General features: G+C 58.4%; 11 protein-coding genes and 1 pseudogene. 3 read left to right on the top strand and 9 right to left on the bottom strand.

Features of this window, described 5'->3' with window-relative positions; translation table 11 throughout:
• Positions 1-59: 59 nt before the first annotated feature.
• The 6 genes from APH33_RS05010 to APH33_RS27155 all read right to left on the bottom strand — a co-directional run bounded on the left by APH33_RS05010 (position 60) and on the right by APH33_RS27155 (position 4,669).
• Positions 60-770: an ATP-binding cassette domain-containing protein gene (locus APH33_RS05010; RefSeq protein ID WP_054884090.1), complete on the bottom strand. Its 711-nt coding sequence runs from the start codon at positions 768-770 to the stop codon at positions 60-62.
• Positions 767-1,528 (bottom strand): hypothetical protein, encoded by a 762-nt coding sequence (locus APH33_RS05005; RefSeq protein ID WP_054884089.1) that lies wholly within the window; start codon positions 1,526-1,528, stop codon positions 767-769. The genes APH33_RS05010 and APH33_RS05005 overlap by 4 nt, the downstream gene beginning before the upstream one ends.
• Positions 1,525-2,727 carry a YcaO-like family protein gene (locus APH33_RS26345; protein WP_082433452.1) on the bottom strand — a complete coding sequence of 401 codons (1,203 nt, stop codon included), beginning with the start codon at positions 2,725-2,727 and terminating at the stop codon, positions 1,525-1,527. Before APH33_RS26345 ends, APH33_RS05005 begins: the two co-directional genes overlap by 4 nt.
• A 4-nt stretch (positions 2,728-2,731) precedes the next feature.
• On the bottom strand, positions 2,732-3,523 hold the full coding sequence (locus tag APH33_RS05000) for a SagB/ThcOx family dehydrogenase (RefSeq protein ID WP_054884088.1): 792 nt from the start codon (positions 3,521-3,523) through the stop codon (positions 2,732-2,734).
• 1 nt (position 3,524) lies between these two features.
• A complete protein-coding gene (locus APH33_RS04995) occupies positions 3,525-4,385 on the bottom strand; it encodes an McbB family protein (protein ID WP_054884087.1) in 861 nt (286 codons plus the stop codon).
• Positions 4,386-4,462: 77 nt separating this feature from the next.
• Positions 4,463-4,669, bottom strand: coding sequence for a hypothetical protein (locus APH33_RS27155; protein ID WP_156351892.1), 207 nt, complete (start codon positions 4,667-4,669; stop codon positions 4,463-4,465).
• 436 nt (positions 4,670-5,105) lie between these two features.
• Between APH33_RS27155 and APH33_RS04990 the strand changes: the two are divergent.
• Positions 5,106-5,378: pseudogene (locus APH33_RS04990) on the top strand (phosphopantetheine-binding protein); the annotation flags it as partial.
• A 72-nt stretch (positions 5,379-5,450) separates the two neighbouring features.
• Here APH33_RS04990 and dsbG read toward each other — a convergent pair.
• The 3 genes from dsbG to dsbD are packed head-to-tail and all read right to left on the bottom strand — an operon-like array spanning position 5,451 to position 8,759.
• A complete protein-coding gene (gene dsbG / locus APH33_RS04985; RefSeq protein ID WP_054884085.1) occupies positions 5,451-6,209 on the bottom strand; it encodes a thiol:disulfide interchange protein DsbG in 759 nt (252 codons plus the stop codon).
• A 1-nt stretch (position 6,210) separates the two neighbouring features.
• Positions 6,211-7,047: a TlpA family protein disulfide reductase gene (locus APH33_RS04980; protein ID WP_054884084.1), complete on the bottom strand. Its 837-nt coding sequence runs from the start codon at positions 7,045-7,047 to the stop codon at positions 6,211-6,213.
• Positions 7,047-8,759, bottom strand: a complete 1,713-nt coding sequence (dsbD, locus tag APH33_RS04975) for a protein-disulfide reductase DsbD (RefSeq protein WP_054884194.1) — start codon at positions 8,757-8,759, stop codon at positions 7,047-7,049. The genes APH33_RS04980 and dsbD overlap by 1 nt, the downstream gene beginning before the upstream one ends.
• Positions 8,760-9,161: 402 nt before the next feature.
• On the opposite strand from dsbD, the gene APH33_RS04970 reads away from it, so the two are divergent.
• Positions 9,162-11,993: a xanthine dehydrogenase family protein molybdopterin-binding subunit gene (locus APH33_RS04970; protein WP_054884083.1), complete on the top strand. Its 2,832-nt coding sequence runs from the start codon at positions 9,162-9,164 to the stop codon at positions 11,991-11,993.
• Positions 11,986-12,522 (top strand): (2Fe-2S)-binding protein, encoded by a 537-nt coding sequence (locus tag APH33_RS04965; RefSeq protein ID WP_013973477.1) that lies wholly within the window; start codon positions 11,986-11,988, stop codon positions 12,520-12,522. The genes APH33_RS04970 and APH33_RS04965 overlap by 8 nt, the downstream gene beginning before the upstream one ends.

Below are 12,522 nucleotides of genomic sequence, written 5' to 3'. Positions count from 1 at the left end.
GAGAATCTTCCCGAGCAACTCGGGTCGCGGTGCGCCTTGCCGGCTCTGCAGGTCGCCCTCTAATCCTCATGGGAGGAAGCAGTGATGAACGCCTCATCGAGCGATGAAGCGTTGTATCGCGACATGAAGTCCCCACCGCTGCCAAACGCATCAAGCCGCTGATTTGCAAGGAGGTAGAAACGGTCACAGTTCGCCGCGATCTCTTCGGTGTAGTGAGACGAAACCAACACGCTTGCGCCTTCTTTACGTGCCGCGTTGATTGCAAACCATATGAAGTGTCGAAATTCCGCATCAACACCTGCAGTCGGCTCATCGAGGATGATTAAATCGCTCCGCAGCAGTAATAATGTCAGCGTGAAGTAGCTACGGATCTCGCCGTAGCTGCAACGAGCGACTTTTTTTTGGGATATTGAATCGTACCGTTTGTAAAGTGCCGGTGACCACCTGGCCAAACGCGCCATGATTTCGCTTTGCGACGGGGGCACGGTTGAGCTCAAATGCTTGATCAGGGCCCCTGTTTCACTCATGCGCAATAAAGGGGGCGGCGTCAGGATCTGAGTAAGATAGGCTTGTCTCCTCGCTGAGTTAAGGATCTGTCCGCCCGAAGGCTTCTTGATATGACAAATAAGGTCAAAGAGTGTTGTTTTGCCGGCGCCATTGCTGCCTAGAATCCCTATCACCTCACCTGTTCTAAGACTGAGTGTGACATTTTTGAACAGTGGCAGGTTCTCATAGCTGAAGCTCAGATCTTTCAGATTGAGTATGTTCATGAGTATCTGCTCCAGACAGGTTGGGTCCTAAAATGTCGCCCGGTAATGTAAAGGCCGGTGAGCAGCGCTGTGAGCGCTGTACAGAAGGACGCCGAAAGGGGGATTTCATTGTTGAAGATTTTGCTGCTCAACTGCAGGGGATTCATCGCAAACACGCCCTGAGAAACAGGGTGAGCCTGCAGTGTTCCCAAGTAGCCTGAGAGCAGCATGAGGTACGAAAGGAGGGAAAACAACGTGCTAGAGGTGCTGAATTTGATGGGAAGCGCAGCGACTGCAAGCCCGAGGCAGCAAAAAAACAGGAAGCTGGTGTAAAAGCATGCCGTCAGGTAAAGCAACTCACTAATCTCGTAGTTGCCGTAGAGCGGCTTGGTAGTCAAATAAAAAACAACGGCATAGAGCATGCTTACTGCGGAGTAGCTAAGGAAGTGCGCTGCCAGGAAGCGCCCGATGGCGCTGCGTTGATAGATAAAAGATCTTGTGAATCCACTTTCTCGTCTTCCGATCAGATAAAAGCTGAATCCGAAAAAAGCAACGCTTGCCGAAATGTACGAGAAAAACCACGACGCAGAGTGAATGTAGGTGTCACTTTGGATGGGCGTTGTTCCCACATGGCCCTGAGTCAGCAAGAAAAGCAGGCAAGGCGCGATTGCCGACCAGATCAGGGCTGTAGGCTCTCTCAGGTGCTCTAGGGTTAGAATTCGCGCGATGCACACGATTTTTCTTGTGTTGATTATGATTGATACCAGGTGTCGGTTCATGGGAAAGGCACCATTCGGGTAAGTTGGTGTGCGATGACGTCATTGAGGAAGGTTGCCGAATATCTGTTGCTAAGATTGAAGTGGCGTGCGTTGTTCATATGAAGGAATAGGTTGGGTGAAAAATATTTGCAAAAATACATGTAAGATTGAGTGGAGGGTAGTTGAGATATATAGATGTAGCCATTTAGTTCTAGATGTCTGAGTGTGCTCAGAAGACTGCCGCAGTTTAAAGAGGTATCAAGGGTTTTGACTATCTCGCTGGTGTTGTAAGGCGTGGCTGCGGATATTTCTCGGTAAGTGTCGTAGTGATTGCACGCAAGGAAGTGTTTAAGGTATGGGTCTTGAGGCTCACCGTTAGGGTGGTCTTCGCTATCAATGGATTGCATGTAGCGGAAAGTTTGCCACAGTTCTAAAGTCGCTTTTTCAAGTGCGTTGCTTGCGGTATCTGAATATGACATTCCCGCGCAAAAGTGGACCTTGGCTTCGGCATGCAAATTTCCGTAGCAAAGAAGAATGCAGGTGCCGGGAAAGCGGCCGTCAGTGAGGTCCAGTATAAGAAGGTCTCCAGATCTGGAGAGCTCACGGAAAAGGGTTGAGCTAGGTCGGCCATTTAGCAGTACGCCTGCTTCAATATAGCTTAAGCGCTTATTGAATTTAAGGGTGAGCCAGAAGCGCAATAAAAACTGTCGCTCTAGGCTTTCCTTTAGGGCGCCAAGAATAGCGCTCTCGATGTTGTCATGTGCGCTGCAGCCGCAGGTGTCTCGCATCGGGTAGTAATCATTATCAATCTTGTTTCTACATTCTGTTATCGAAATACACGCGGTAGGGACGTTACAAGTAGTAAAGTCGCTAACTCTGTGCACGGTGGTGCGATCAAAGATATGTGAATGAATATGGGTGCCCGAGTCGTGAGTCGAAGTCTGCATGAAAGCTTCTGTGAACTCATTGAGTTCGAAGGCACTCAGTCCATCGGAAAGTTTGTTTGAATCGTTGACCGGGACGTCCAGATAGAAATGCTTACGCTCGAAGTGCTCGCCTCTGGCACAGGCAGTGACGTCCGCAGACCAACCGCTACTGGAACCATAGGTCTGCCAGCGACTACCGCACTCCACGCTGTGAGGTAGGTGTCTAATTGCGCTAGGGCGAAGCAGTTCAAAATCTACGGACGAGGCATGATGGATCTCGTTGAAGATATTCATTGGCTTAGCCTATCAGTTGGATACATGTTGGAAGGAATAAAGCGGGGTTAAGATTCAAGAGTTTGGTTATCTGGTGGTCTGTGAAAGCAGACCACGGCCTGCTGTTCAGATTTATTTCTTTACAGCGTAGGTCTGTTAGCATGTAGAGAGATCCCACCTCCATGAGCGCGTGGCGATAACCTCTATATCGATATTTGAATAATGCTTTAGGCAAATAGATCACATAAATGAGCGCCAGCGCAGGCGTGCCAATTTCGGTGTTGAGTGGTGTGACGGCTTCAGTCAGTCGATTGATATTGATGTCAGCGCTGTGTATCTCAAATGTCTGCGATGCAGGGAGTAGATGTAGTGCCATGCAATCAGTTGGCCATTGTTCGATTTTGTTATTTAGGTTGATGCAGAATATTTCGATGGGGAAAATTGCGCCAGCGCTCGGGTATCCGCGCTTGTAGCCAGATTCATTTTTCCTCAGAAGTGGAGCCAGCAGTTGACGAATGGCGTCAAAATGCAGGTGGCTCTCACCAAAATGATCGCATGAGTCATTTCTTGCGAGCGGATGGGTCAAGGGTAGCCCTGTTAAGCGGAATTTCGGGTCCGCGGCCTCCTGTGTAAGTGTGTTAAGTTTGAGCTCTTTGCCGGTTAGCATGTTCAGCGCTTTTGAAGGTATGTGATGGAGGGTGCTCAGGTGTTGCGTCGACTTGTGAAGTGTGTAATTTCCCTTGGCATGAAAGGCCAGTGTCTCATCAAGAACTTTGCCGTCGGTGAACTTTGAATATTGATCGTGACTAATGCTCATTTTATTTCCCTAGGCATTGGCAAAATGGCCAGTGGGTACTTATTTCTTCAGTGGTAGCCCCGGTATCCAGATCGATAGTTTTGGATAAAAGTACCTGATCTTGCGTGTACTTGAATTTTGGAGCCAGCGTCAATTTGTTTGTGAACGAAATAATGGTTCCCAGAATTAATGAAGTCTGAAGGTCGTCAACGTCGGTTTTAGGGAGGTCATAATTGTTTCTACAACAAAAGGCCCATACTTTGCTCCATGGATGTTGGCTGGCGCGTTTGGATTCATAATATGTAACACGATCAAGGGTGCAAAAGGCGCAAGGGTTTCCTATGGATGGCACATGTACTTCTGTCAGGTGAAAGTGGTGATTGCTTATAAAGCCGATGCTCGCGCCATGCTCGGGGTTTTCTTTCATGATCCTTGTATAGTGACTCCTGATTGCGTCCGGGCGAAGTTTCAGGCAGGCAAAAATGAACAACGTTGGAATGCTGTGGTTAAGTACTTCAAATTGCTCAATTTTTTTGAATGTTATTGTGCTGTTGTGTTTTTTCTCATAAAAATCTTTCAGTGGCGTTGAAATGTCCAGATCATGATAAATAATTACTTTTTGAAAGTGCGGCGGCTCTACCTTCTTCCCTAAGATCGACAATGACTCTAGAAAATTTAATGCGCTCTTGGGTTCAAGGCTTTCAGCTTCAAAAATTTGTTCAAGCTCATGAAGGTTGATATATTTGGCATGCGTGGCGCCCATTGTTTGTAAAGCTCTGATGATTTTGGGCTCTGTAATCTTTGTAAATCCGGTGCTTGAGAACACCATGGGCTCTTGATCGAAATTCAAAATCTCGTAATTGAAAATTCTCAATGCATTCATTTGCGTGCCTTTAGCTATGCGAGAGCGTTCTTGGCGTCATGCTGGGAACGCTCAATCCTTAGTTGGCCATGGGAATATCAGTTTGCGCCGTCATCGTTCTCAATAGCGTTGCCTCCGCAACCGCCGGAGCCACCGCTCCCTCCCTTGCAACCTCCGCCGCCGCCGCAGCCTCCACTACCACCGCAACCGCCAGCACTACCAGAACCGCCGAAAAATTCAGAGTCCATATCGCAGTCAGTATCGAAAGGAAGTTTGAGGATGTTGATGCCGTATTGAGTTTCCATAATGTCTCCTAATTTTGTTGTCACCCGGCGTGTGCGGGTGTGAATAGGTTTAGGAGTTTGAGTTTTAATTGTCAATGGGGCGGCAAGGCAGCTTAGGTAAACAAAATCAGCCAATTGTGTTTGGTTTGAAATGGAAGTTGTAGGGCGGTTCTTACGGAAAAATACTACTTCGGATCAGTGTTTAAGAATTTCTTTGCGGTGGGCTTAATTCTTGTGGGTTCTAATGTTTTTCTTTGTGTGAAATTTTACTTTTCTATGTCGGATAACTCTCCCTGTTTGTGTCTATTGATTTGATGTTTTGGCGGTAGGGTTTATTATGGATTGTTTCAAAATGTTTTGGGCCGCTTTTATTAATGTCGCCGCTTGTTGAAAAATCGCTCTAGCGTCTTATTTACATCGTATGCACGGTGCCAACGGCAAGCTCGACCGCTAAGCGCTGCTGGTCGGCATCTGGGCCGATGTACTCAAGGCCGAGCGGGTCGGGGTGCATGACAACTTCTTCGAACTGGGCGGGCATTCGCTGCTGGCCACGCAGATCGCGTCGCGGGTGCAGAAGCAGTTGCAGCTGAACGTGCCGCTGCGGGCGATGTTCGAGTGCAGCACGGTGGAGGCGTTGGCCGATTACGTGCGTGGGTTGCAGGGGAGCGTGGTGGATGAGGCGAAGGCTGATCGGCTTAGCGACCTGATGGCTGAGCTTGAAGGGCTTTAAGTTGATTGGCTAGCCTGTGCTGGCCTCTTCGCGGGCGTGCCCGCGAAGGGGCCAGATCAGGCAAAGCCACTATCAGCGCTTGCCGAGAATCTTGCCGAGCAACTCCGGCCGCGGTGCCCCTTGCTGGCTCTGCAGGTTGCCCTGCTCATCCTGATAGAAAATCGCCGGGGTCGCCTGCAGCCCCATCTCTTCCATCAGCGCCATGTTCGCTGCCAGCTTCTGTTGCACGGCATCGGGCACCTTGTCCAGCGGCTTCAGGCTGCTCGCCTTGCCTGCTTTTTCGTGCTCATGCAGGGCCTTGGCCGGGTCCTTGGCTGCCAACAATGCCGCCGACTTGCCCGGACTGTCCTCGCGGATGATGCCGACCATGATATGGCGCAACTGCACCTTGCCCGAGTCGACCCACGGCCGTGCCTGCTCCCAGAACATGTTGCAGTACGGGCAGTTGGGGTCGCTGAACAGGTACACCTTGCGTGGCGCACTGTCCTTGCCGTCGGCGATCCAGGCGGTTTTCTCCATCTTCGCCCAGATCTCCTTGCTCATCGGCGCGTACACCAGCTTTTGCAGGGGCTCGGCGCTGAGGTCCTTGCCTTGTTCGTCGAACAGGCTGCCGACCAGTACATGCTTGCCGTCCGGGGTCAGGTACAGGGCCAAGGCGTTGTTCTGGTACTCGGCGGCATAGCCGCGCAGGCCGTTGGGCGCATCGAAGCTGCCCTTGATCTCGGCGCCTTTGGCTTGCAGTTGCTGGATCGCCTTGGGCAGGTCTTCGGCCTGCACCAGCGGGGCGGCCAGCAGGGCCAGGGACAGGGGCAACAGGGCAGTCAATCGCATGTCAGTTTCCTTGTGCGGCAGGGGCGGGCGCCTTGGCCCGCTCGAAAGGTTCCAGGGCATGGCGCAGGCTGGCCCGCGACAGCTCGCCGAGGTGGCTGCCGATCAGGCGGCCGTCGGCGTCGTAGAACAGGGTGGTGGGCAGGGCCATCGAACCGACCCGCTGAGCCAGCACGCCAGTGCCGTCGAACAGCACATGGGTCAGGCTCAGCCCGGTGGTGGCGAGGAAGGTCGTGACGTTTTCCGGTGTCTCGCCCTGGTTGACGAAGATGAAGGTCACGTGCGGGTATTCGCCCTGAGCCTGTTGCAGCACTGGCATTTCCCGGCGGCATGGCGGGCACCAGGTGGCCCAGATATTGATCACCAGCGGCTTGCCCCGGTAACTGTGCAGGGCCACCGACTGGCCAGTGGCGTTGCGCAGGCTCAGGTCGGGCAGAGCGGTGCCCTTGCTGTACAGGTGGCTGCCCAGGCTGGTCAGGGCCCAGAACAACGCACCGCTGAACAGTGCCCAGCCCAGCGGGCGCCGCAGGCCAGGCTGGCGCCAGCCCTGCCAGAGGGTGGCGAGGACGATGCCGACCAGGCCCGACCAGAGCAGGAAGCCGCCGTCACGGATATCGATGACTTGCACCAGGTCATCGCGGTACATCGGCCAGTAGGCCAGCACGAAACCCAGGCGGGCGCACAGCAGGCCGACCAGGAACAGGTTGAACAGCGCCGATTCCGGGCTTTCGCCGCCACGCCGGGCGACCCACCAGCCGACCAGGCAGGCCACGCCGAGGGCGGCGAGCATCAGCAGGTGGTTGAGGGCCATGGTCAGCGGCCCGAGGGTTACCGTCAGCATCAGCCTTGGCTCCGGGTCTGGGTCCAGTGTTGCAGGAACGCGGCGGCATCCACCTCACCAGTGATGCGCCGTGCGCGGCGCTCTTCGCCTTCCGGGCCGAGCCAGATGATGCTGGGCGGGCCGGGCACCTGGTAGCGCTGCAACAGGGCGTGGCTGGCGGCGGAGTCGGCGGTCACGTCCAGGCGCAGCAGGTGCACGCCGGCCAGGCTGGTTTGCACGTCGGGGCGGCTGAACACTTGTTTCTCCATGACCTTGCACGACACGCACCAGTCGGCGTAGTAGTCGACCATGACCCACTGGCCGCGGGCCTTGGCGGCGTCCAGCTCGCGTTGCAGGGCTTCGGGGCTGCTGACCGTGACGAAGTGCTCGTCGGCCTTTTGTACGGTGGCGGCTGCGCTGCCGCCGGCGAACGGCCGCAGCGGTTGCCACAGGTCGTCGCCCCCCGCAGCAGCGCCGACCAGTAGCAGGCCACCCCACAAGGCGCCCAGCAGCGGTACCGCACGCAGCGCCGGCAAGCGCTGCAGGGCTGGCCACATGGCCCAGCCCAGGGCAATCAGCCAGGCACCGCTCAGTGCCAGCAATACCGGGGCGGCGAGCAGGCTGCGCACGGTGTAGAGGGCCATGGCCAGGAACACGAAGCCGAACACGCCCTTGACCCGGTTCATCCACGCCCCTGGGCGCGGCAGGTAGCGGTTGCCCAGGGTCACCAGCAACAGCAGTGGCACGCCCATGCCCAGGCCGAGGCTGAACAGCACCAGCGCACCTTGCAGCACATCGCCGCTTTGCGCGATGAACAGCAGCGCACCGGCCAGCGGCGCGGTCATGCAGGGGCCGAGCAGCAGGCCGGAGAGGGCGCCCAGCAGCGCTGCGCCGTACAGGTTGCCACCACGGGTGCCCTGGCCGGCGCGGTCGAGGCGATCACGCAGGGCGGCCGGCAGTTGCAGCTCGAAGGCTCCGAACATGGGCAGGGCGAGGACGATGAACAAGCCGGCCAGGCTGCCCAGCAGCCAAGGTTGCTGTAGCCACGCCTGCAAGCTGGCCCCCAGCAGCGCCGCGACCACGCCCAGGGCCGCATACACCAGCGCCATGCTCAGCACATACACCCCGGCCAGCAGCCAGCCGCGCCGGGCGCTGGCGCCGTTGCCCAGGACCAGGCCGGCGAGGATCGGCAGCATCGGCAGCGAGCAGGGGGTGAACGCCAGCAGCAGGCCGAGGCCGAAGAATGCCAGCAGGCTCCAGGCCAGGCTGGCGCTTTGCAGGCCGCTGGCCAGTGCCTGGTCGCTGGCTTGTTCGGCGGCCGGCGGCGCGCTGCCGCCCAGGTCGATGGCGGTGGTCTGCGGTGGGTAGCACAGGCCGGCATCGGCACAGCCCTGCCAGCCCAGGCGCAACTGGCCCTGGGCGTTGGCCGGAATCAGCAGTTCGAGCTGGTCGCGGTACACCGCACTGTCACCGAAGAACTCGTCATGGTGATTCAGCGCGGGGGGGAGTTGCGGCTGTTGTTCGGCAGGCAAGCCGTCGAACTTCAGGCGCTTCTGGTACAGGTAGTAACCCTGCTTGATCTGGAAGTACAGGCGCATCTGGCCATCGGCCTGGCGGTCGTGAGTCAGCACGAACGCCTGGTTGACCGGCAGGAAGTCGGGTTTGGCGTCGAACGGGTTGGCCTGCAATGGGCCGGCCAGAAGGAACGTCAGGAAGAGCAGAAGGATGCGCATGTCTTCGCCTTGGCAGTACGGGTTGGTGGTCATGCTGGCTGGGGTCGATTAACCCAAGGTTAACCGTAGCGATGGTCGGTTTGGGCCATTTGGAATTGCGTCAGGGCCGAAAGGTGCTCGCCACAGCATTATTGGCGCCTATGAGATCGAGCGCCGCCCGCGCGGCGCTCGATCTCATAGGCGCCACACCTCTCCAGCCATGCACCCCTCAGCCCCATCACAGCCTCCAGACACACCGCGACATACTGTCAACTTGACTTTGCCTATCCCCCTCCCATTGGTGTAAAGTTGACGCATAAGTCAGTTTTTCCTGACTTGCGTGACAAGGTTCTCATCCCTCCGAGTTCCCCGCACTAGAATCAGAAAAGTTGGGCAGAACCCCTGCTGCCCAGAGGATCAAGCATGTCCAACCGTGATATTTCCCGGCGCGCCTTCTTGCAAGGCGGCCTGATCGCTGGTGTCGGCGTGACCATGGCGCCGCTCGGCAGCCAGGCGTTCGCCGCCCTGATGGAGGAGCGCGTCACCACCTCGCCGCAAAAGTGGATGAACCATGACGGCAAGGCGCGTTTTCGTAACGACGCGCTCTCCAAGGTCTGCGGCAACAAGGTCTTTGCCCGCGACATCCGCGCCAAGGACATGCCTGGCTGGCCGACCCGGCAAGGCCACGCGCTGCTGCTCAAGGCAACCAAGGTCGATCGCATCTATGCCGGCCATGACCTCAGCCTGCTCGGCGCCGACCTGCAGCCGGACCGTATCGTCACCGCCGCCGACCTGGCCAAGGACGGTATCGCCTGGCCCGAGGCCCATTCGCCCGACCCTCTGTTGCCGCCCGGCCAGGTGCCGATGTTCATCGGCCACCCGGTGGCGATCCTGATCTGGCATGACTTCGAGCGCTTCCGCCAGGCCAAGCGCAAGTTGCAGTTCAACGACAAGGCTATCAAGTACGGAGCCCAGGCCGCGCTGTACCAGCGCGACCCCTATGGCAGCTTCCGCTTCGTGCGGGTGGGCGGCGCCACGCCGTTCGACGACGATGAATTCTCCAGCCTGAAGAATTCCATGCTGTTCCCGACCATCCTCAACCGCAAACCGGTGTGGTCCAAGCAGCCCAACCAGCACGGCGACCTGACCGAGCAGGGCCTTTTCTACGCCAAGCGCATGGCTGAACAGCTGGATAATCCGCCTGAGGACTGGCTGGTGTTCGACGAGCGCTACAAGACGCCATCGATCGAGCCTGCCGCACTGGAGCCGGACAACGGCAACGGCTGGTACGACCCGGCGACCGGCACGCTGCACTTCGTGGTCGCCACCCAGTGCCCGTTCGAAGTGGCGCAGGAATGCGTGCACATGATCAAGCCCTCGCGCTTCGCCCTGAACACGCTGAACATGCACCCGGGCTACACCGTGGGCTACGGCTCGAAAGACAACAACATCTTCGTCTTCTACGCGGCCGTGGCGGCCCTGTATGGCGCTGGTGTGCCGATCCGCCTGGCCAACGACCGCTACGAGCAGTTCCAGAGCGGCATCAAGCGCCATGCCTTCGACATCCGCTACCAGCTGGCCGTGGACAAGAAGGACAACAGCTTCAAGATCTTCCGCGCCGACATGAGCTGCGACGGCGGCGGGCGCATCAACTACAGCCCGTCGGTGGCTGCGGTGGGCGCCACCGCGGCGCAGTCGATCTACTACATGCCGCAGAACGACCTGTCGGTGACCGCCTACTACTCGCGCGGCGTCGAGGCTGGCTCCATGCGCGGTTACGGCACCCTGCAGAGCATGGCCGCCACTGAGATGATGGTCGATGAAATCGCCGGTCGCCTGGGCGTAGACGCCATCGACCTGCGCCGCGCCAACGCCCTGAAGTCGGGCATGAAGAACACCCAGGGTGCGGTCCCGGCCGGAGCCCTGCGCTTGTACGAGATCCTCGACAAAGCCGCCGTGCACGACTGGTGGCGTAACCGCGATGCGCGCAAGCAGCAGATGGACGCCAAGGACCCGGACCACTGGTATGGCGTCGGCTTCGCCATCTGCCAGAAGGACTTCGGCACCGGCTCCGAGGCGCCGATGGCCAGCGTCGGGTTCACCGCGGATGGCCGCATCAGCCTGCGCCACATCGGCACCGAGCTGGGCACTGGCATGTCCACGTCCCAGGCGCTGGTGGTCAGCGATTTCCTCGGCCGCTCGGCCGACGAGGTGAAGACCGCCGTCACCGAATGGCCGGAATTGCAGCTGACCACCAGCGGCAACCCGTACCTGATCAGCCAGCCCGAGCAGGACGCCGCACTGCGCAACCCGCGCTGGGTCGGCAAGCTGGCCTCGCCGTCGTCGGCGACCAACTCGGCGTTCTACTTCAGCCACGCCACCCGTGAAGCGGCTCGCGTGCTGTTCAACCACGGCCTGTGGCCGGCAGCCATGGCCCTCTGGAGCCAGGGTCCGCACGGCGGCCAGGCCAACCCGCTGGTGGTGCGCCGCGAGAACGCGGTGTGGGTCAACGGTGAGCTGACCGGCAACGGCCTGGCGCCGATCCCGTTCGCCCAGTTGGCGCAGAAGGCTCACCAGATGGGCCTGGTCACGGGCGTCAGCGTGCACGGTTTCAACCGCTGGAGCTGGGCCGAGGCCGACTTCGTCATCGACGGCGTGCGCGAGCGCTTGCCGCTCGATGCCGTGGCGGTGAAGTACGGCGATGGCGCGGTGAATGCCAAGAAAGCGCAGATGAGCAGCCATGGCTACCACCTGCTCGACCGGCAGAACGCCGCCTACCCGGATACCCAGCTGAACAACGCCATGGTCACCTACTACAGCCCGGTGGCGACCATCGTCGAGGTCAAGGTCAACAAGGGCACCCACGAGGTTGAGGTGCTCAACCACCACAGCTGGGTCGAGTGCGGCCGTGTGCTGGTGCCGGAACTGGTCAAGGGCCAGCTCGAAGGCGGTATCGCCATGGGCATCGGCCATGCACTGACCGAAGAAATGCCGTTGTACGAGGGCGGGCCCGGGGAGGGCGACTGGAACTTCAACCGCTACCGCCTGCCGCACGCACGCGATGTGGCGGTGTGGAAGCAGACCAGCGAAATCCTCCCGCCGCTGTCACCGACCGACCCGTCCAAGGGCATTGCCGAAGTGGTGATGATCCCGGTCGTCGGTGCCATCGGCAACGCCGTGGCGCATGCCATTGGCAAGCGCGTGCGCGATCTCCCCATCACCCCAGCCCGTATCAAGGAGGCCCTCAATGGCTAACCGTCCACTGCAACTGACCCTCAACGGTCAACCGGTCGGCCCGGTCGAGGTCCCTGATGACCTGGCGATGATCGACTACCTGCACGAACACCAGAACCTCACAGGTTCGCGCCTGGGCTGCGGCCAGGGCATCTGCCATGCCTGCGTGGTGATCGTCGACAACCCCGACGGCACCAGCGAAGAAGTGCGCACCTGCATCACCGGCGCGCATTACTTCGAGGGCAAGAAGGTCCGCACCATCGAAGGCCATGCCAAGCAGGACGAGGCCGGCAACCTGACGCTGAACCCGATCCAGCAGAAGTTCGTCGACCTGTTCGCCTTCCAGTGCAGCTACTGCGCGCCAGGCTTCGTCAATGCCGCCACGGTGCTGGTGGAAACCGCCCAGCGCCAGCCATTGAAAAAGAGTGAAGTGGAAGACCGTATCGAAGCCAGCCTCGGCCACCACATCTGCCGTTGCACCGGGTACGTGCGTTACTACGACGCCACCCGCACGGTGCTCAATGACCTCGGCCTGGTCAAGGAGGGTTGA

This window comes from Pseudomonas sp. NBRC 111130 (assembly GCF_001320485.1).
GTDB lineage: Bacteria > Pseudomonadota > Gammaproteobacteria > Pseudomonadales > Pseudomonadaceae > Aquipseudomonas > Aquipseudomonas vlassakiae.
Note: the sequence above shows the minus strand (reverse complement) of the source record. Positions and strands in the feature narration are given on the sequence as shown.